17 protein-coding genes are annotated in these 18,920 nt (G+C 56.6%); 10 read left to right on the forward strand and 7 right to left on the reverse strand.

What is annotated here, in order from left to right:
- Window positions 1-56: 56 nt before the first annotated feature.
- The 3 genes from E0E17_RS00575 to E0E17_RS00585 form a co-directional block, all read right to left on the reverse strand.
- Window positions 57-1,523, reverse strand: coding sequence for an amino acid permease (locus E0E17_RS00575; RefSeq protein WP_130830800.1), 1,467 nt, complete (start codon window positions 1,521-1,523; stop codon window positions 57-59).
- Window positions 1,524-1,657: 134 nt separating this feature from the next.
- Window positions 1,658-2,524 (reverse strand): DNA-binding transcriptional regulator YeiE, encoded by an 867-nt coding sequence (yieE, locus tag E0E17_RS00580; RefSeq protein WP_130830801.1) that lies wholly within the window; start codon window positions 2,522-2,524, stop codon window positions 1,658-1,660.
- A gap of 9 nt (window positions 2,525-2,533) precedes the next feature.
- Window positions 2,534-2,914 carry a YkvA family protein gene (locus tag E0E17_RS00585; RefSeq protein WP_130830802.1) on the reverse strand — a complete coding sequence of 127 codons (381 nt, stop codon included), beginning with the start codon at window positions 2,912-2,914 and terminating at the stop codon, window positions 2,534-2,536.
- A 103-nt stretch (window positions 2,915-3,017) separates the two neighbouring features.
- Between E0E17_RS00585 and E0E17_RS00590 the strand changes: the two genes are divergently transcribed.
- The gene (locus E0E17_RS00590; protein ID WP_130830803.1) at window positions 3,018-4,076 is read left to right on the forward strand and encodes a YeiH family putative sulfate export transporter; all 1,059 of its coding nucleotides are present in this window, start codon (window positions 3,018-3,020) and stop codon (window positions 4,074-4,076) included.
- 57 nt (window positions 4,077-4,133) lie between these two features.
- Window positions 4,134-4,979, forward strand: a complete 846-nt coding sequence (gene nfo / locus E0E17_RS00595; RefSeq protein ID WP_130830804.1) for a deoxyribonuclease IV — start codon at window positions 4,134-4,136, stop codon at window positions 4,977-4,979.
- 270 nt (window positions 4,980-5,249) lie between these two features.
- Here nfo and fruA read toward each other — a convergent pair whose 3' ends face one another.
- The 3 genes from fruA to fruB are packed head-to-tail and all read right to left on the reverse strand — an operon-like array spanning window position 5,250 to window position 9,026.
- A complete protein-coding gene (gene fruA, locus E0E17_RS00600; protein WP_130830805.1) occupies window positions 5,250-6,944 on the reverse strand; it encodes a PTS fructose transporter subunit IIBC in 1,695 nt (564 codons plus the stop codon).
- A gap of 16 nt (window positions 6,945-6,960) precedes the next feature.
- Complete coding sequence (fruK, locus tag E0E17_RS00605; protein WP_130830806.1) at window positions 6,961-7,899, reverse strand: 1-phosphofructokinase; 939 nt, start codon at window positions 7,897-7,899, stop codon at window positions 6,961-6,963.
- Window positions 7,896-9,026 (reverse strand): fused PTS fructose transporter subunit IIA/HPr protein, encoded by a 1,131-nt coding sequence (fruB, locus tag E0E17_RS00610; protein ID WP_130830807.1) that lies wholly within the window; start codon window positions 9,024-9,026, stop codon window positions 7,896-7,898. The genes fruK and fruB overlap by 4 nt, the downstream gene beginning before the upstream one ends.
- A gap of 576 nt (window positions 9,027-9,602) precedes the next feature.
- On the opposite strand from fruB, the gene E0E17_RS00615 reads away from it, so the two are divergent.
- The 3 genes from E0E17_RS00615 (at window position 9,603) to E0E17_RS00625 (ending at window position 12,915) form a co-directional block, all read left to right on the forward strand.
- A complete protein-coding gene (locus E0E17_RS00615; RefSeq protein ID WP_130830808.1) occupies window positions 9,603-10,916 on the forward strand; it encodes an MFS transporter in 1,314 nt (437 codons plus the stop codon).
- 1 nt (window position 10,917) lies between these two features.
- Entirely contained in the window at window positions 10,918-12,111 is a 1,194-nt protein-coding gene (locus E0E17_RS00620; RefSeq protein WP_130830809.1) for an enolase C-terminal domain-like protein, read from the forward strand.
- A 120-nt stretch (window positions 12,112-12,231) separates the two neighbouring features.
- Window positions 12,232-12,915, forward strand: coding sequence for a GntR family transcriptional regulator (locus E0E17_RS00625; RefSeq protein ID WP_130830810.1), 684 nt, complete (start codon window positions 12,232-12,234; stop codon window positions 12,913-12,915).
- A 171-nt stretch (window positions 12,916-13,086) separates the two neighbouring features.
- Here the strand turns inward: E0E17_RS00625 and E0E17_RS00630 are convergent, their stop codons facing one another.
- Window positions 13,087-13,341 carry a YkgJ family cysteine cluster protein gene (locus E0E17_RS00630; RefSeq protein WP_130830811.1) on the reverse strand — a complete coding sequence of 85 codons (255 nt, stop codon included), beginning with the start codon at window positions 13,339-13,341 and terminating at the stop codon, window positions 13,087-13,089.
- A 254-nt stretch (window positions 13,342-13,595) separates the two neighbouring features.
- Here E0E17_RS00630 and yeiP point away from each other — a divergent pair, with 254 nt between their 5' ends.
- From yeiP to pdeN, 5 genes are all read left to right on the forward strand, one after another.
- The gene (yeiP, locus tag E0E17_RS00635; protein ID WP_130830812.1) at window positions 13,596-14,168 is read left to right on the forward strand and encodes an elongation factor P-like protein YeiP; all 573 of its coding nucleotides are present in this window, start codon (window positions 13,596-13,598) and stop codon (window positions 14,166-14,168) included.
- Between the two features lie 111 nt (window positions 14,169-14,279).
- Window positions 14,280-15,257 carry a CobW family GTP-binding protein gene (locus E0E17_RS00640; RefSeq protein ID WP_130830813.1) on the forward strand — a complete coding sequence of 326 codons (978 nt, stop codon included), beginning with the start codon at window positions 14,280-14,282 and terminating at the stop codon, window positions 15,255-15,257.
- Between the two features lie 41 nt (window positions 15,258-15,298).
- Window positions 15,299-16,006 (forward strand): phosphatase PAP2 family protein, encoded by a 708-nt coding sequence (locus tag E0E17_RS00645; protein ID WP_130830814.1) that lies wholly within the window; start codon window positions 15,299-15,301, stop codon window positions 16,004-16,006.
- Window positions 16,007-16,512: 506 nt separating this feature from the next.
- Window positions 16,513-17,088 (forward strand): bifunctional murein DD-endopeptidase/murein LD-carboxypeptidase, encoded by a 576-nt coding sequence (gene mepS / locus E0E17_RS00650; protein ID WP_130830815.1) that lies wholly within the window; start codon window positions 16,513-16,515, stop codon window positions 17,086-17,088.
- A 232-nt stretch (window positions 17,089-17,320) separates the two neighbouring features.
- Window positions 17,321-18,898 carry a cyclic di-3',5'-guanosine monophosphate phosphodiesterase PdeN gene (gene pdeN, locus E0E17_RS00655; protein ID WP_130830816.1) on the forward strand — a complete coding sequence of 526 codons (1,578 nt, stop codon included), beginning with the start codon at window positions 17,321-17,323 and terminating at the stop codon, window positions 18,896-18,898.
- Window positions 18,899-18,920 lie beyond the last annotated feature (22 nt).

Below are 18,920 nucleotides of genomic sequence, written 5' to 3' on the forward strand. Positions count from 1 at the left end.
ATTACGCCAGCGAAAAAAAAGCGCGGTCATTTGACCGCGCTTTTCTTATCATATCTTCAGCCTTTAAAACGCGGGAACTCCATGTCGCTGTACTTCACGAAACGGGTGCCGCGCGCCAGCTTGTAGCCAAACCAGATAATCAGAAACAGCGGGATGCCGATATAGGTGGCCGCTACCCCATACCAGTCGATACGATCGGCGAGAAACGCCTGATAGTTCTGGCCGAGGGTAATAATCAGACAGAGCACAAAGGCGAAAATCGGTCCCAGCGGGAAGAAGCCGGAACGGTACGGCAGATCGCTCAGACTGTTTCCCTGCGCCACATAGCCGCGACGGAAACGATAATGGCTGATGGCAATACCTAACCAGGCAATAAAACCGGTCATCCCTGAGGTGTTCAGCAGCCAGAGATAGACATCCTGATTACCGAATTTCGAGGTCAGGAAGCAGAGCCCTGCTACCACCGTGGTAGCGATCAGCGCATTACGCGGCACGCCGCCCGCCGAGAGTCGGGCAAAAATGCGCGGCGCTTTGCCTTCCTGCGCGAGGTTAAACAGCATGCGCGTTGAGGCATACATACCGGAGTTCCCCGCCGACAGCACCGCCGTCAGGATCACCGCATTCATCACCGCCGCCGCCGAGAGCAGACCCGCGTTCTGGAAGACCAGCGTGAACGGACTGACGCTGATATCGGTGACATCATTGTGCAGCAGCTTGGGATCGGTATAGGGCAGAATCAGGCTGATAATCAGGATGGCGAAAATATAGAACAGCAGAATACGCCAGAACACCTGACGCACCGCACGCGGAATGTTTTTTGCCGGATCTTCGGACTCGCCCGCCGCGATACCAATCAGCTCAGTGCCCTGGAACGAGAAGCCGACGATCATCGCCACGCCAATCATTGCAGCAAAGCCGCCAGCGAAAGGCGCTTCGCCCACCTGCCAGTTGTGCCAGCCTGCATGTTCCGCACCGCGCAGAATGCCGGTGATCATCAGCACGCCGACGACGATAAAAATAATCACGGTAGCGACTTTGATCAGCGAGAACCAGTACTCCGCCTCGCCAAAACCTTTTACCGAGATGTAATTCAGCAGGAACATCAGCGCCAGGAACAGAGCGCTCCAGATCCAGCCGGGCGCATCGGGAAACCAGTAGCCCATCACCAGCTGCGAGGCGACCAGGTCCACGGCGATGGTCACCGCCCAGTTGTACCAGTAGTTCCAGCCCAGGGCGAAGCCGAAGCCCTCTTCCACATATTTAGCGCCGTAAGTCGCAAAAGAGCCGGAGACCGGCATAAAGGCAGCCAGCTCGCCGAGGCTGGTCATCAGGAAATAGACCATCAGGCCAATCAGCGCATAGGAGAGCAGCGCCCCGCCCGGTCCGGCCTGAGAAATGGTGGCGCCGGAGGCCACAAACAGACCCGTACCGATGGATCCGCCAATGGCGATCATCGTCAGATGGCGGGCCTTTAACGCGCGTCGTAACGCAGGTTGTTGTGTTGTTTTTGAGTCATTATGCATGTGTAAACGCTATGCCGGATAAAAATGAGGCGAGATTGTAGCAGCTTACCCCGGGCTGTATAGCATTTGCGCCTTGTTATAAGTTACCTTCATGATCCCGCCAGGATTATAAGAGGTTAGCCGGATAATCGCCGCTATTCACGACAGTAGGTGAGAAAACGGTTCAGCGCTTTGGAGATATGCTTCTGACGATGATGAATGCGATACAGCGTGCGTGACAGGCGTGGCAACGGCAGCGGCACTTCCACCAGCCTGCCGGTCTCCAGCAGATCGGCGATCACCCGGCGCGACAGGCAGCTGATGCCCATACCGTGGCGCACCGCATGTTTAATCGCTTCAGAGTTACCCAGCTCAATGCCGAGATGAAACTGCGGCAGATGGGAGAGCAGCAGGTAATCGACAATTTCCCGCGTGCCGGAGCCGCGCTCGCGCAGGATCCAGGAGGCCGCCGCCAGCGTCTCCAGCGTCACCGGCTGTTGCAGAATCGACGCGTCCGGGGCAGCAAACACCACCAGCTCATCCTCCAGCCAGGGCTCGCTCACCAGTTCGGTCATATGGCAGGGCCCTTCGATTAACCCGACATCGACGCGGAAATCGGCCACCGCATTAATCACATCCTGACTGTTGCCGACGCTCAGCTCAAGCGGCAGGCCGGGAAAATCGCGGCGGTAACGCGCGATCATGCCGGGCAGCAAATAGTTGCCGATGGTACTGCTGGCGCTGATGCGGATCGCTGCGTTATCCTCCTTAAACAGCTGCTCGATTTCACTCGCCTGCTCCAGCAGACCGATAGCGCGCGGATAGAGCAACCGCCCATGTTCGTTCAGCATCAGCCGCTTGCCCACGCGGTCAAACAGCTGCACCCCCAACTGATTCTCCAGATCCGCCAGCGCGGCGCTTACCGCTGACTGCGATAACGCCAGGATCTGTGACGCCTGAGTAGTAGAGCCGCTTTTCAGCACCTCGGTGAAGACTTCTATTTGACGCAGCGTAATATGCATCGACGATCCTTACAGGGCGTAGTGGTTGATGAGCCAGACAATCACGGCAAGCCAGATAAACAGCATTAGCATTAACCCGGCGTAACTCACCACGGTTTTGCCGCGTGCCCGCTGCACCTCTGCCCGTTCGGCGCTGCTGATACGCACCTCACGCGGCAACAAACGCAGCAGGATCATCACGCCAAGCGGAATCAGGATGGCATCATCCAGCAGACCGAGAATGGGAATCACGTCGGGGATGAGATCAATGGGGCTCAGGGCATAGGCCACCAGCCCCACCGCCAGCAGTTTATACCACCAGGGCGTGCGGGGATCGCGGCAGGCGAACCACAGCGTCAGCACATCTTTTTTAACCAGCGTGGCCCAACGGCGCAGACGCGTAAATAGCATGGATCCTCCCTTACCTGTTATTCTGGTTAATAATAAATATATTATCAATTTCACTTTTATACCAGCGCCATGCAGGCTATCTCCATACAAGAAGGAGATCATCATGGCTGAGCTCAATGTCACAAAACCCGCTGTTCCCCTGCGTCACTGGCTGCCTGGCTTGCTGCTGTGCGGCGCTATCGCCAGCCTGGCCGCGCAGCTGGCGCAGCACCCCCTGTTGTCGCAGCTGGGACTGGGCGCGCTGACGCTGTCCCTGGCGCTGGGCATGCTGGCCGGAAACAGCGGTTATCCGGCCCTCGCCCCGGCCTGCGATGGGGGCGTGCAGCTGGCAAAGCAGCGCCTGCTGCGGCTGGGGATCGTGCTGTACGGCTTTCGCATTACGCTGCAACAAATCGCCGACGTCGGCTGGAGCGGTGTGGTGATCGATGCTCTGATCCTCAGCAGTACCTTTCTGCTCACCTGCCTGCTGGGCGGCCGGCTGTTGCGTCTGGATCGGGACAGCGTCTGGCTGATTGGCGCTGGCAGCAGCATCTGTGGCGCCGCCGCGGTGCTCGCTACCGAGCCGCTGCTCAAAGCCGCGCCGTCAAAGGTCGCCGTGGCCATCGCCACCGTGGTGCTGTTCGGCACGCTGGCGACCTTTAGCTATCCTCTGCTCTGGCCGCTGGCCCATCTGCTTTTTCCAGGCCTGACGGCCACGCAGTTTGGCATCTATACCGGTTCGACCCTGCACGAAGTGGCGCAGGCGGTCGCAACCGGTCACGCGATCAGCGCCGAAACGGAAAACGCCGCGGTAATTGCCAAAATGCTGCGCGTGATGATGCTGGCACCTTTTCTGCTGCTGCTCGGTGCCTGGCTGCGCCGTGACAGTCGACAACAGCGCGCGCGGCCGTCGCGCATCGCCTTTCCCTGGTTTGCCCTGCTGTTTATTCTGGTCGCCCTGTTCAATTCGTTGCAACTGTTGCCGCTGTCGCTGGTTCACCTGATCGCGCAGCTGGATAATCTGCTGCTGGCGATGGCGATGGCCGCCCTCGGCCTGACTACCCGCTTCAGCGCCCTGAAGCAGGCCGGGGTCAAACCGCTGCTGCTCGGGCTGTTGATTTTTCTCTGGCTGGTGCTGGGCGGCGGCGCGATCAATCTGCTGGTTCAGCATTTCATGGGCTGAAGGCATCGGGTATGATGCACGGCTTGCATTTGAGTCGAGCCTATCAGGAGAAGCGGCATGAAATATATCGGCGCCCATGTCAGCGCGTCAGGCGGCGTAGACCAGGCGGTCATTCGCGCCCATGAACTGGAAGCCACCGCCTTTGCCCTGTTCACCAAAAATCAGCGTCAGTGGCGTGCGGCCCCGTTAACAGCTGACGTCATTGCAGCTTTCCGCAACGCCTGTGAAAAATATGGCTATGGCCCACAGCAGATCCTGCCGCACGACAGCTTTCTGATTAATCTGGGTCATCCGGAAGCGGAGGCGCTGGAAAAATCCCGCGCCGCCTTTATTGATGAACTCCAGCGCGCCGACCAGCTCGGTCTGACACTGCTCAATTTTCATCCCGGCAGCCATTTAAAACAGATTGATGAAGAGACCTGCCTGAAGCGTATCGCGGAGTCGGTGAATATTGCACTGGATAAAACCCGTAACGTTACCGCAGTGATCGAAAACACCGCCGGTCAGGGCAGCAACCTCGGTTTTCGCTTTGAGCATCTCGCCACCATTATTGAATATGTGGAAGATAAATCACGCGTTGGCGTCTGTATCGATACCTGCCACACCTTTGCCGGCGGTTACGATCTGCGTAGCGAAGCGGACTGTGAAGCCACCTTTGCCGAGTTTGAGCGGGTCGTGGGCTTTCGTTATCTGCGCGGTATGCATCTTAACGATGCGAAAAGCGCCTTCGGCAGTCGCGTGGATCGCCATCACAGCCTGGGTGAAGGCAATATCGGCACCACGGTCTTCAGCTGGATGATGAAAGATGCGCGTTTCGACGGCATTCCGATGATTCTGGAAACTATCAATCCTGATATCTGGAAAGATGAAATCGCCTGGCTGAAGGCGCAGCAGGTCGCCTGAATAAACTAGCGTAATAAGGGTTCCGCAGGAACCCTTTTTAGCCTGGCGCAGGCTTTTATCCCGTTTTTTGCCTCTGCCCCGGCGAAAGCGGTGATGAAAGAGAAAGACCTCCCGCCCTTATAATCAACACATCTTTCTCACGGGTTAGCTTGCTGACGGCAACGTCGTCCGGCTGTCAGCAATAAAAAAGGGTTCATGCCTGGCATGAACCCTTTTAAGCTGCGCCCTGACTGGCGAGCGCGGTTGTTCAGCCAGCGGCCACTGACGGCATCAGGCTGTAGCCAGTTCCTCTTCCGGCCGTTTCAGGATGGCGTAGCCAAAACCGGCCAGCGCCGTGCCGACAATAATTGCCAGCAGATACCCCAGTACTGGCGTAATCGCTCCCGGAATTAACAGTACGAACAGTCCGCCATGCGGAGCCATCAGCTGCGCACCAATAACCATCGAGATAGCGCCGGTTACTGCGCCGCCGACAATACAGCATGGCAGCACGCGCATCGGATCCCGTGCAGCAAAGGGAATCGCCCCTTCGGAGATAAAGCACAGCCCCAGCACCAGCGCCGCTTTGCCCCCTTCCTGCTGGCCTTTATTGAACTTACGCCGTGCTACCAGCGTTGCCAGCCCCATCGCCAGCGGAGGCACCATGCCCGCCGCCATAATCGCGGCCATCGGCGCATAGGTTTGCGAACTCAGCAATCCTACCCCAAAGGCGTAAGCGACTTTGTTGAGCGGCCCGCCCATATCGGTGCACATCATGCCGCCCAGAATAGCGCCCAGCAGTACCGCATTCGCCGTGCCCATATTGCTCAGCCAGTGCGTCAGACCGCTCATAATGCCCGCCACCGGTTTGCCCACTACGTAGATCATCAGCAGGCCGGTGATCAGGCTGGCAAGCAGCGGAATAATCAGGATCGGTTTCAGCGCCTCCATACTCTGCGGCAGTTTCAGTCGACTGCTGATCGCCTTCGCCGCATAACCGGCAATGAAACCGGCAATAATTCCGCCAAGGAAACCGGCATTGATCGAGGTGGCGATCATGCCGCCAATCAGGCCAGGCGTCAGGCCGGGACGATCGGCAATGGAGAAGGCGATAAAGCCCGCCAGCACCGGCACCATCAGCGCAAAGGCGCTGCCGCCGCCAATCTGCATCAGCGCCGCAGCCAGGGTGCCCTCTTCCTTAAAGGCGGTAATACCAAAGGCGAAGGAGAGCGCAATGCTCAGACCACCCGCCACCACCATCGGCAGCATATAAGAGACGCCGGTTAACAGGTGACGATAGGCACCGGCACGCTGTTTTTTCTCATCCTGTCCGGCCGACGCTGCGCCAGAGGTCTGGAACGGCTTCGCTTCCACCACCGCTTTATCCAGCTCCTGCGCCGTTTTCTTCAGCGCCAGGCCGGTTGAGGTGCGATACATCGGCTTACCGGCAAATTTCGCGAGATCGACCTCAATATCTGCCGCCACGATAACCAGATCCGCCGCCGCAACCTCTTCCGGGGTAATGGCGTTGCCCGCGCCTACCGAGCCGCGCGTTTCCACTTTCACCCACCAGCCACGCTTCGTGGCTTCCGCCTGAATAGCTTCTGCGGCCATAAAAGTGTGCGCCACGCCGGTAGGACAGGCGGTGACCGCCACCAGACGTTTCTGTCCGCTTTGCGGGCCGGTGGTGGCCGGTGCCGCCGCCGACGGGGCGGCTGGCTGCCAGGGTTTGGCTTCGGCCTGAGCGCGCCGCAGGAAATTTTCCGCATCGCGCAGCGCCTCCTGCACCTCGCCCAGCCAGAGCGCTTTCCCGTTCAGGGCGGCGTCCTCTGGCACGTTGTTCCCGGCGACCACCACCAGCTCTGCCGCCTCAGGATTATCGGTAAGCGTGAGCCCGGCTTTCTCTGCCGCCGCGATCATGCGCTGTTTTGCCATATAACCGGAGGCCAGCCCCAGTGAAGGATCTATCTTCAGCAGCGTTTTCATTATGCCTCTCCTGCTGTCAGTTAACGGGTTGTAAGTCGACGCGCGCCATCATCGCGGCCAACCGGGTACGATCGCTGACGCCGACGTTGCTCTGGCTTACCGCCATCGCCGCTACCGCCGTAGCCAGACGCAACGTGTGCTCACTGGATTCACGCATCAGCAGGCCATAAATCAGTCCGCCGACCATGGAGTCTCCGGCACCCACGGTGCTGACCACCTCGCAGGCGGGGGGTTTGGCGATCCATTCGCCCGAGGCGTTTACCCAGAGTGCGCCCTCCGCGCCAAGGGAGATCACCACATGAGCAATGCCCTGCTCACGCAGTTCGTGCGCCGCGCCAATCACATCCTGCAGCTCAGGTAATTTACGCCCCGCCCAGATCTCCAGCTCGCGACGGTTCGGTTTCACCAGCCAGGGGGCGGCTTTGAGTCCAGCCACCAGCGCTTCACGGCTGCTGTCAAAAATAATGCAGGGGCACTGGCTACGCAGGTCGCGCATCCAGCGGGTAAAGGCGTCGGGATCGACTCCGGCGGGCAGGCTGCCGCTGACGCAGACCATATCGAACTGTCCCAGCCAGGTAAGCGAGTCGCTGGTAAATCGCTCCCAGTCCTGCGCGCTGACCTCAAAGCCGGAGAAATTGAAATCGGTTACATCACCGCTTTTCTCGGTCAGCTTGACGTTTATCCGGGTACGCCCCGGTACTACCTGAAAACGGTTCGCTATGCCCAGCTCGCTGAACAGCTGCTGAAAGCCGTCCTGATTCTCTTTGCCCAGAAAGCCGCCAACGGTGACATCTATGCCAAGATCTTTCAGTACCCGGGCAACATTAATTCCTTTCCCCGCCGCATGCAGGCCAGCGGTTTTCACCAGATTCACTTCGCCGCGCTCGATTTCCGGGGTAAAACCCACCAGGTCATAAGCCGGATTCAGGGTAATAGTAGCTACGCGTCTGCTCATGCAACCCCCTCGCCCAGACCGCTGTTAATCGCTTCTTCAATAGCTGCCAGCGCCTGAGCGGCGTCGTCACCGCTGGCGGTAAAGCGCAGCCGGTGACCTTTTTTCACGCCCAGCGCCACCACTTTCATCAGGCTGCGCCCGTTGGCAGCTTTGCCGCTGCCGTCCAGATTCGTCACGGTGATCTCACTGTTGAATTGCTTGATAATGCTGACCAGAGCGGTACCTGGTCGCGCATGGAGCCCATGCTCGTTACGGACAATAAACTCTGCGGTCAGCACATCAGCCTGCTCATCGACCACGCTGGTCAGCAGCGCCAGGATGCCAGCCGCATCCGCCTCCAGCAGACGATGCGCCTTCTGCGCCTGCAGCAGATCGCTGAGATAGCCAAGCACCTGCAGCGGACGCTCATCCACCGCCGCAACGGTTATCAGCATGTTGACCGCTTCACCCTGATGCTCAAAGGGTGCTGCCGCGCGGCTTATCGCTACGGCGCTGTTCAGGTTGCCCAGCTGACTGTCACTCAGCCAGATCCCCTGCCCCAGGCTGAGCGGCGCGTTAGCGATCACGCTGGCCACGAAGCGGGTGTCTACCGCACCGGCGCTCTGCAGACGGCCGGCGTTCAGCGCCTGCAGCGTCATCAGATCGCTGGCGGCCACCCCCACGCTGATTAATGAGGTGTCAAACCGGAACTCTGCCGCCTGTTTTTCGCCCATCAGCAGCGCGCGCAGCTCTTCCGCTGACGCGGTTTTTAGCTGCTCCGCAATGCTTTCATCGCTCAATACATGCGTTAACTGACGCAGCAGCGCCAGATGCTCATCTGACTTTGCCGCAATCCCGATCGCCACATAGGCCGTCTGATCCTCTCCCCAGGCGATGCCCTGCGGGAACTGAAAAACCTGAACGCCGGTTTTCAGCACCAGATCGCGGGTTTCCGTCGTGCCATGGGGAATGGCGATACCATTGCCCAGGAAGGTAGAGGTCTGCTGTTCGCGCGCCAGCATGCCGTCAACGTAGCCTTCCCCGACGTTTCCTGCGGCGGCGAGCGCAGCGGCAACCTGACGGATCGCCTCTTCTTTGTTGCCGGCGCGGACACCGGTATGAATAGCTTGCAGATCGAGCTGGAACATATTTCTCCTCGCTTGCTGAAATTGAATCGTTTCAGCCTGATGGCGAAAAAAGACGTTATCACGGCCATCAAACAGGGCGGCGACAACGCTGAAACGTTTCAATAATCATGGAGCAGCACAAGGGACGCAGGCAAGAAAATGCGTAAATGGCGTAGCAGATCTTTGATGCCACGCACACTTCGTATTCTGTAACTCATTTATTCAGCGCCGTGCTGAAATCTTCGCTTTAAAGCTGTCACCATCAGGGCAACTTTTCAGCAGCAGTTCAGCGCTGGCAACAGCAGGCAGCGAATAGTGCCTGTTGGGTTTGTTCCACCTGTTCACTTCTGACCGGCTGCGTCTTTAGTGCTGTATGGCTCTGTTATGCGGCAGCGTCAGAGTAAAAACAGCCACAGCACCTTATCAGTATCAGCCTGTTAATCCCGCGTAACGCAACCTGGATCACAGTTTTTCCTGTGAAACGCTTCAACTCTCGTTTTTGCATTCCTTTCCTTGAGTGCGCCGACGAAAGCGGATAAAAAATGTACTTGTATACAAGTATCTTGAATACCAATAACGCTGCTATCAGGAACCCCTATGCAAAACGCTGATTCTGATGTTGAAAAAATGGTAATGCGCAAACTTTCCTGGCGATTGATTCCGTTGCTGATCGCTTGCTATGTGATTGCCGTTATTGATCGAGCCAATATCGGCGTCGCTGCTTTAACCATGAACGCGGATATCGGGCTAAGTGCGGCCAGTTTTGGTCTGGCGGCAGGGCTGTTTTTTCTTCCCTATGCACTGCTTGAAGTGCCTTCCAATCTGCTGATGGAAAAAGTAGGCGCACGCTGGTGGATTGCCCGAATTATGGTGACCTGGGGGATCGTTTCCGGGGCGCATATTTTCGTCTGGAATGAAAACAGCCTGTATGTCATGCGCGCCCTGCTCGGCGCTGCCGAGGCCGGTTTTTTTCCCGGTATCGTCTTCTACCTCACCATGTGGTTTCCGGCCGCCTGGCGCGGACGCATTATTGCCGCGTTTATGGCTGGTATCCCCATCGCATTGATTATCGGCACGCCGGTTTCCACGCTGTTACTGGAGCTGCATGGCTGGATGGGACTACGCGGCTGGCAGTGGATGTTTCTGCTGGAGGCCATTCCCGCCGTGGTGTTGGGGTTGATTGTTCCCTTTGCGCTGCCCGATAAGCCAAAAGATGCCCGCTTTCTTACAGAGGATGAGCAAGGCTGGCTAATCGCCACGCTGGCGGCGGAACAGCAAGCGCTGCCGCCACGCGCCCATGGCGGGATGCTGAAAGCCCTCTTCAGCCCGCTGGTTTTACTCTTTAGCCTCACCTATTACGGTCTGGCGAATCTCAATGGCGCGGTCAGCACTTTCCTGCCGCTGATTATCAGCGAAACCGGCCTGAGTCATATTCAGACCGGCTTTGTCACCATCATTCCCTATATTTTCGGCTTGCTGGGCATGCTGGTACTGGGGCGTCTGGCTGACCGTCCCGGTTCGCGTCTGCTGGCGAACTATCTCGCGCTGATTATCTCCTGCCTGGGTCTGGTCAGTGCCGCCTGGTTCGATGATCCGCTGGTCAGAATGGCGTTTCTCTGCTGCTCCGCCTTTGGTTTCTTTGGCGCTATGCCGGTCTTCTGGGGTCTGCCCGGGCAGTTTTTCTCCGCCTCGGTGGCCGCCGGCAGTATTGCCCTGATTAATGCGCTGGGCAGTATCGCCAGCATCATCAATCCCTGGGTTATCGGCCTGATACGCGATCGGAGCGGAAGTTATAACGGCGGATTTTACTGGTTAGCCGCCATGGCGCTGCTGTCGATTATTACCCTGAGCCTTATTTTCCGTCGCCATCATCAGTACAGCAAAATCGCTACTCACATAAGGGGTCAGTAAGATGAAAATTGTGGATATCCGCTTACTTCAGGTTAAAGGCGTAATGCCCGGTCACGCGCCGTTCTGGGAAGAGCGCCTGGCGCGCCCGCTGGATGTTTATGCGGAATATCGTGCCGTTGACGATCATGACGGCGGCGTTCAGCTGAAAGAGGGCTTCGCCATTACCACCGTGTTTCTGGAGATTGCCACGGACGAAGGTGTGGATGGGCTGGCGGGTCCAATCCCGCACGCGGTTGCCGCCATTATCCACAGCAGTCTGCGCCGCTTACTGATCGGCCAGGATGCGCGCGACAGTGAACGCCTGTGGGATCAAATGCATCGCGCCATGGTGCATGGCCGTCAGGGAGACGCCATGCTGGCCATCAGTGCCGTCGATTGCGCCCTGTGGGATCTGCGCGGCAAGTGGATGCAACAACCGGTTTATCGTCTGCTTGGCGGATCAGTGCGCGAGGCGATCCCGGCCTATGCTTCGATGCTGGGCTTTGCCGTACAGGATATGGGCCTGGTACGTGAACGCGCACAATATTACAAGTCCCTCGGCTATCGCGGACAAAAATGGTTTTTCCGCCATGGCCCGATGAGTGGTCGGGAAGGACTGAAAAAGAATGTTGCGCTGGTGAAGACGCTGCGTGAAGCGGTGGGAGAGGATTACGATCTGATGTTTGACTGCTGGCAGTCCATGGACGTGACCTATGTGCTGGAGCTGGCGCAAGCCATTGCGCCCTGGCGCCCGCGCTGGCTGGAGGAGTGTGTAATGCCCGACAGAATCGGCAGTATGCGCCGCCTGAAAGAGAAACTCACCATTCCGCTGGCGGGCGGAGAACATGAGTATACCCGCTGGGGCTTCAAACGCTTTTTCGAGGAAAAGGTGCTGGATGTGGTCCAGCCAGATATCTACTGGTGTGGCGGCCTGTCTGAAACGTTAAAAATTGCTGCGGCGGCCACCATGTACGATTTGCAGGTGATTCCTCATGGCCATTCCACTATCGCGACCGCCCATTTTACCAGCACCCAGTCGCCGATTCATACACCGTACCAGGAGTATCTGGTGAAATGGAACGATATTCACCAGTATTTCCTGCGCGATCCGCTGGTGCCGGAAAATGGCCTTATTCAGGTGCCGCAAGGCCCCGGTATGGGGATGGCCCTTAATCAGGCGCATATTCAGCAGCAGGAATATCTGTTCACCTCCTGATGCGCTTTGGCCAGCGGCGCTTTCCCCGCCGCTGGCCGGGCGGGTGCCTTGCATCTCGCCGTGGGCCATGTAACTATTGCGCCAATAAACCTGATTTGTTTAAAGGAAGTACGCGCTATTATGTCCTCCGATAAACTTCTTATAGACTGGTCAGCGAAAAAGATTCTCCGCCCTCAGTCATTAAGCCAGCTGCTGGCCGATCATATTCGTGATTTGATCGTTAATTGCAAAATAGCGCCCGGCTCATTAATTTCTGAAAATGATATTGCGACGCAGCTTAATGTCAGCCGTACCCCGGTCAGGGCAGCTTTACAAAAGCTGGAAATGGAACGGCTGGTGCAGGTTATTCCGCAGCGGGGCACCTTTGTGTTTTCCTTTAATGCGCAGGAGATGCAGCAAACCTCCGAGGTGCGGCAAATCCTCGAAGCAGGTGCGCTGACGCTGGCGCTGCGCCACGATCGTCAGTCCCTGATTAGCCTGCTGGAGCGCCATCTGCAGTGGGGACGCGAGGCGCTGGAACGTGCGCCGGAGGATTACCGGGAAGCGGATACCGCCTTCCATATGGCCATTATTGAATCCAGCCAAAACAGAGACTTGATCGATTTTTACCAGACCAATATCAATCGCATCCGCGCGTTCTTAAACCATCTCTCCAGAACCCGGGAAGAGCTGGAAAGCTCGCAGAACGATCACGAAAGCATTGTCGAACTGTTACGCAAAGAACAGGATAATGAAGCGCTGGAAAAACTGAACTGGCACCTTGGCGGCATACAACGCATCTTTCAGGAAAAATTTGGCGAATAGCCCTTCTGCTCCGGGCCCCCGGAAAACCGGCGTTTAACCGTTTCCCCGCGTAACTAAACCTCCCCCGTCTGCAAGGCCGCAGTCGATACGGCAGACAAGAAGAGTTCTGGCCGGCAGCAAGATAAAACAGCCCTCAGCGCCTGGAGTTTATTGGTGCTGCGCGCCCTGCCCTCAGGATGCCGTGCTTCGTTCCAGATCAATAAGATAGGTCATCGCCTCCTCACGGCTGGTTAAGCACATCTCCGCAGAAGGCCGCAGGCTGGCGCATACTTTTGGCCGTAACGCTGAACCAAACAGGTTACACAGGTTATCGTCCGACAGCTGCACGCATCTGACATTCGCCGGTTTGCCGTGCGGCATGCCCGGAATCGGCGAAGAGATAGAAGGCGCAATGCAACATGCTCCGCAATCAATACGACATTCCATGCTTAATCCCCCTTCTGATCACCAGTGGGGCGACGATACCAGAAGCCCTGGCAGGCGGGAATGAAATTTTACCCCGGCGCAGCGCGGGCAAGAGTTGTCCGATGCCCGCTGGCATCAGCAAACAGCCCCGGGCTGCCCCGTCTGTTCACGCCACCCGGCCGGGGACACCAAAATTTCCTGCGTCGTGTCTTGCCTGTTTTACGCTGCACGAGTAACGTTGCGCGCACAATTTTTATCACTGAGTGAGAAATGCGATGCCAAAAGCGAATGAGATTAAACGTGGTATGGCCGTCAGCTGGAACGGCAAGTTGCTGCTGGTGAAAGATATCGATATTCAAAGCCCCAGCGCGCGCGGTGCGGCTACGCTGTATAAAATGCGTTTTACCGATGTTCGCACCGGATTAAAAGTGGAAGAGCGCTTTAAAGGCGACGATATTCTTGATGCTATCTCCCTGAGCCGCCGCGCCGTGTCCTTCTCCTATATCGACGGTGATGAATATGTGTTCATGGATGATGAAGACTACACCCCTTATATCTTCAAAAAAGAGCAGATTGAAGATGAGTTGCTGTTTATTCCGGAAGGCGGTATCCCGGGTATTCAGGTGCTGACAATGGATGGCCAGGTGCTGGCGCTGGAGCTGCCGCAGACGGTTGACATGGAGATTGTGGATACCGCGCCAGGCATTAAAGGGGCTTCTGCCAGCGCACGCACCAAGCCTGCCGGTATGAGCACCGGTCTGGTCGTGCAGGTGCCGGAATATCTCAGCAACGGTGACCGCATCCGTATCCATGTTCCGGAGCGTCGCTATATGAGCCGCGCGGACTGATCCCCCTGGCGCAGGCAGTGCGCGCCGTTCAGGGTTATCACACCACAGCCTGATATTTACAGCGGCGCAGCGCCTGTTGCGACGCTGCGTTATTTTTAGCGGGAGGAGAGCATGACGCGGGTGAATTTACTTACCGGCTTTCTGGGCAGCGGAAAAACCACCACGCTGCTTCATCTGTTAGCGTACAAGCCTGAACATGAAAAATGGGCGGTGCTGGTGAACGAATTTGGCGAAATCGGCATCGATGGCGCGCTGCTGGCCGAGGGCGGCGCCATTCTGAAAGAGATTCCTGGCGGTTGCATGTGCTGTGTCAACGGTCTGCCGATGCAGGTGGGGCTGAATATGCTGCTGAAGCAGGCTAAGCCGGATCGGCTGCTGATTGAACCCACCGGTCTCGGCCATCCGAAGCAGCTGCTGACCATGCTGACCTCGCCGGTTTATGAACCCTGGCTGACCCTGAATGCGACGCTGACCCTGCTCGACCCACGCCAGCTGAGCGATACGCGCGTGCGGGAGAATGAAAACTTCCGCGATCAGCTGGCCGCAGCGGACATTATTATCGCCAATAAAAGTGATCGCTGGAGCACAGAGGATGAAGCACGTCTGGCGGAGTGGCAGCAGGCGCAGCTGGGGGATCGCCAGCTGGTGGTCGCGCGCTATGGCAATATCGATCCGGCGCTGCTGGATACGCCGCGCGGCCCGGCACGCGATCTGCCGTCAGCACAGCACCATCACGCGCATAGCGCGCCCGCCAGCGGATTGGCGGCGTTAAAACTCGATGGTCAGACGCGCTGGCGCCGGGCGCTGAATGAGGGCCAGGGCTACTACGCCTGTGGCTGGGTGTTCGATCAGGAGACGGTATTTGACACCGTCGGCGTGCTGGAATGGGCGCGTCTTGCCCCGGTGGGTCGCGTCAAAGGCGTGTTGCGTATTCCGGAAGGTCTGGTCAGTATCAATCGCCAGGGTCTGGATCTGCAAATTGAAACCCGCCAGTCGCCGCCGCCCGACAGCCGGATTGAGCTCATTCATGACCAGCTTACTGACTGGAACGCTCTGCAGACAACATTGTTGAAGCTTCGTTTAAGCTGATTGCGGTAGGTTTTGCCGTTATTTTCTGCTGAGTCGAAAAGATGACTGCAACGCGTCTGGTTACTGTTCTGCTACTGAATCTGCTGGGGATTGGCCTGTTTCTTTCCTGGTATCTGTTACCCCAGCACGGCTTCTGGTTTGGGCTGGATAAAGCGATCTTTTTCCGCTTTAACGATCTTCTGCTGGATCACCCTGGCTTCGCCTTGCTGGTGGCGATCACCAACTTTCGCGGCTTTGATCTGGTCTCGCTGCTGGCGATGGGGCTGCTTTATTTCCACTACTGGCAACGTGAAACGCCGCCAGGACGCCGCCGGTTGCTGGCTATCGGCATCACCATGCTGCTGAGCGCCGTGGTGCTGAACCAGCTCGGGCATCTGTTGCCAGTCCAGCATGCCAGTCCTACCCTTTATTTCGACAATATTCACCGCGTGAGTGAGCTGACCGGTATCCCTGCCAAAGATGCCTCAAAGGACAGCTTCCCGGGTGACCACGGCATGATGCTGATGATCTTCGCCTGCTTTATGTGGCGCTACTTTGGCCTGCGCGCCTTTTTTACCGGCGTGGTGATTGTGGTGCTGTTCTCTCTGCCGCGCGTGATGGCGGGGGCGCACTGGTTTACCGATATTGCGGTGGGCTCGCTGTCAGTAGTGCTGGTCGGTTTGAGCTGGTGGCTGCTGACGCCGGGCAGCGACAGGCTGACTGACTGGCTCCAGGTTAATCTCCCTGGCCGGCACAAGCCGCAACGCTAACTACACACGCGCAGACCTGCCATGCGGTAATAGTGCGTCTGCGCGTAAAAAACGTCACATAGTGAGGTTACTCATCAAATCCTGACAAAAGAAAAGATTATGGATATTTCTTTATAAGATAAGCGTGCTTATTCTTCGTCCAGTGGCAAATCTCTGAAAATGCATTGATCCCCTGAAATGCCGCCTTTATTAGCCCTTATTTCCGCCTTTATTTCCTCACAATTGTCGATAAAATAACCAGAATATTACAGTTTGATTCATATCAAAAAAACCTATAAATATTTGTATAAAACCGCTCGCCACGCGGCTTTTAATCGGTTAACCTCAGTTGCGGTGAGACCAGGCGTAGCAAAAGTCAGGACTTTTTTTAGCGATAAAGTGTGTTCAGTAACACATTTTATTAATTAAGGAATTGTCTTAGGTCGATTTGCTTATTAATCTCATTCCGTTTTGTCATCTGGCTGACGACAATAATGTCGTAAGGACTTCGAAGGAAAACATCAACAATGGTCAAATCTCAACCAATTCTGAGATATATCTGGCGAATAGTGCCTGCCGTAGCACTGGCGACCCTTCTCTCAGCATGTAGCGGTACACATAACAGTCAGAATGCGCAAAACGAGAAGCATGAAGTTAACAACCAGAATGGTTTTTTACTTCAGGCGTCTCAGGATGAATTCGAAGAGATGGTGCGCAATGTCGATATTAAATCCCGCATTATGGAGCAATATGACGACTGGAAAGGCGTACGCTATCGTCTGGGCGGCACGACCAAAGGCGGTATCGACTGCTCTGCTTTTGTCCAGCGCACCTTTCGCGAACAGTTCGGTTTAGATCTTCCGCGCTCGACCTGGGAACAAAAAGAGACCGGAAAAGAAGTGTCGCGTAATAAATTGCGTCCTGGTGATCTGGTGTTATTTCGTGCCGGTTCCACAGGCCGCCACGTGGGCATCTATCTGGGCAACGACAGTTTCGTTCACGCCTCTACCAGCAGTGGCGTCATGATTTCCAGCCTGAATGAAAGTTACTGGAAAGCGCGCTATCGCGAAGCCCGTCGCGTGTTAGGCCGTAATCCCAGCTAAGCCCGGTTTTCCTGAAATCCTTTCTCAGCCAGAGATAAAAAAGACGCTGCCCGGCAGCGTCTTTTTTTATTTTACTTAAATCGCCTTTTTGCCGCATCCCCTGCTGAAAAGCGATTGCGAATCATAATTATATCGAGACATTTCCCCGACTCTCGTTATATTCTCATCCCCTTACACCAGAGAGCAGTTGCGCAGTTCAATAATAAAAGGCACGACAAGGGGAATGTACTCCATGCCACTGTCCAGGACGCTGATGCGTCATGCAACTTATCCGCGCCGTATCGCCCGGCACAGTGCGATTGCGGGCATTGCGTTCTTTGTGTTGTTTTTGACGACAGGCTTGCTTGTTACCTGGCAAAAGCGCGTGCAGCAGCACGAGCAGCTGGTTAACTACAGTCAGCATGATCTTCAGCAGGTACTGGATACGCTGGTTAATACCCTTAATCCGCTGGTGCAATATACCCAGTTTGCCTGTAACAGCGTCGCGCAGGAACTCACCACGCGCGTCGCCTTTGCCGAAAACATTCGCACGCTGCTGCTGGTACGTAACCGCAACGCCTACTGCTCTTCGGTGACCGGCCCGCTGATGCTGCCGATCAATGCCCTCTCTTCAGCGCTGAATCTTGACAGCGACCGCGATTTTCAACTGCTTGAGGGGACGCCGCTGCAACCGCATAAGGCGGCCCTTGGGATGTGGCTGAAAACCGCCGGAAAAGCGCAAACCGGCTTGCTGGCAACCATGAGCCTGACGCTGACGCCCTATCAGCTGCTGGCCTCTTATCACCCGGAAATCACCGGTATGGCCATTGTGGTACAGGATTATGCGCTGGTCAGCGGACAATCCACTATCGTGCCGGTCAGCGCGCTGCCCGCTGACGCATTAATGCGCAGTGCCGTGCCCGGTTATCCGATCCAGTTTGTGCTCTTTGGCAGCACGCTCACCGCGCACGATTACTATCTGATTATCCTGAGCGGTATTCTGTTAGCGCTGCTGGTCAGCGTGGCCTGCTGGCTGGTGCTGATGCAGCATCCGCGACCAGGCCGGGAAATTATGCGCGGTATCAGACGCGGCGAGTTTCATGTGGAGTATCAGCCGCTGATCGCTACCCTGAACGGACAGCCCTACGGCCTGGAGGCGCTGATGCGCTGGAACCATCCCACCAAAGGGGCGATACCGCCTGACGCTTTTATCAGCTATGCTGAAGCGCAAAATCTGATTATTCCTCTGACGCGTCACCTGTTTCAGCTGGTCGCGCGCGATGCCCATCAGTTGTGTCAGTATGTACCGCAGGGGACACGTATCGGGCTGAATTTGTCCTCCCTGCACCTCGCGTCGGATGCCTTTCGCGGCGACGTCAGGCAGTGGCTTGACGCCATGCCGGACGGTCATTTCAGCTACATTTTTGAAATTACCGAAAGCACCATGGTGCGGGAAAAAAATGCCGGTGAGATTTTTACCTGGCTGCATAGCAATGAGATTAAAATCGCCATTGATGATTTTGGCACCGGGCACAGTGCCCTGATCTATCTGGAAAAATACCCCTTTGACTATCTGAAAATCGATCGCGGTTTTGTCCAGAGCATCGGGACGGAAACGGTCACCTCGCCGGTACTGGATGCAGTGCTGAGCCTGGCGAAAAAGCTGAATCTGAAAACAGTGGCCGAAGGTGTCGAAACCCGCGAACAGGCTAACTGGCTGGTTAACCGCGGCGTGACGCATCTGCAGGGCTACCTTTATAGCCGTCCGCTGAAGCTGGAAAAGCTGCTCGACTATTATCGCCAGCAGACCCTCGCCTTATCACAGGCGTAGCGCTGGCGGTTCAGCAGCGATG

Source organism: [Erwinia] mediterraneensis (assembly GCF_900604315.1).
GTDB lineage: Bacteria > Pseudomonadota > Gammaproteobacteria > Enterobacterales > Enterobacteriaceae > Pantoea > Pantoea mediterraneensis_A.

Excerpts from the sequence above, each read along its gene's own strand:
- fruB (WP_130830807.1), bottom strand. The coding sequence starts at position 9,026 with ATGTTCCAGCTCGATCTGCAAGCTATTCATACCGGTGTCCGCGCCGGC.
- E0E17_RS00630 (WP_130830811.1), bottom strand. The coding sequence starts at position 13,341 with ATGGAATGTCGTATTGATTGCGGAGCATGTTGCATTGCGCCTTCTATC.
- mepS (WP_130830815.1), top strand. The coding sequence starts at position 16,513 with ATGGTCAAATCTCAACCAATTCTGAGATATATCTGGCGAATAGTGCCT.
- nfo (WP_130830804.1), top strand. The coding sequence starts at position 4,134 with ATGAAATATATCGGCGCCCATGTCAGCGCGTCAGGCGGCGTAGACCAG.
- E0E17_RS00645 (WP_130830814.1), top strand. The coding sequence starts at position 15,299 with ATGACTGCAACGCGTCTGGTTACTGTTCTGCTACTGAATCTGCTGGGG.
- pdeN (WP_130830816.1), top strand. The coding sequence starts at position 17,321 with ATGCCACTGTCCAGGACGCTGATGCGTCATGCAACTTATCCGCGCCGT.
- fruK (WP_130830806.1), bottom strand. The coding sequence starts at position 7,899 with ATGAGCAGACGCGTAGCTACTATTACCCTGAATCCGGCTTATGACCTG.
- E0E17_RS00575 (WP_130830800.1), bottom strand. The coding sequence starts at position 1,523 with ATGCATAATGACTCAAAAACAACACAACAACCTGCGTTACGACGCGCG.
- E0E17_RS00620 (WP_130830809.1), top strand. The coding sequence starts at position 10,918 with ATGAAAATTGTGGATATCCGCTTACTTCAGGTTAAAGGCGTAATGCCC.
- E0E17_RS00585 (WP_130830802.1), bottom strand. The coding sequence starts at position 2,914 with ATGCTATTTACGCGTCTGCGCCGTTGGGCCACGCTGGTTAAAAAAGAT.
- fruA (WP_130830805.1), bottom strand. The coding sequence starts at position 6,944 with ATGAAAACGCTGCTGAAGATAGATCCTTCACTGGGGCTGGCCTCCGGT.
- E0E17_RS00640 (WP_130830813.1), top strand. The coding sequence starts at position 14,280 with ATGACGCGGGTGAATTTACTTACCGGCTTTCTGGGCAGCGGAAAAACC.
- E0E17_RS00625 (WP_130830810.1), top strand. The coding sequence starts at position 12,232 with ATGTCCTCCGATAAACTTCTTATAGACTGGTCAGCGAAAAAGATTCTC.
- E0E17_RS00590 (WP_130830803.1), top strand. The coding sequence starts at position 3,018 with ATGGCTGAGCTCAATGTCACAAAACCCGCTGTTCCCCTGCGTCACTGG.
- yieE (WP_130830801.1), bottom strand. The coding sequence starts at position 2,524 with ATGCATATTACGCTGCGTCAAATAGAAGTCTTCACCGAGGTGCTGAAA.
- E0E17_RS00615 (WP_130830808.1), top strand. The coding sequence starts at position 9,603 with ATGCAAAACGCTGATTCTGATGTTGAAAAAATGGTAATGCGCAAACTT.
- yeiP (WP_130830812.1), top strand. The coding sequence starts at position 13,596 with ATGCCAAAAGCGAATGAGATTAAACGTGGTATGGCCGTCAGCTGGAAC.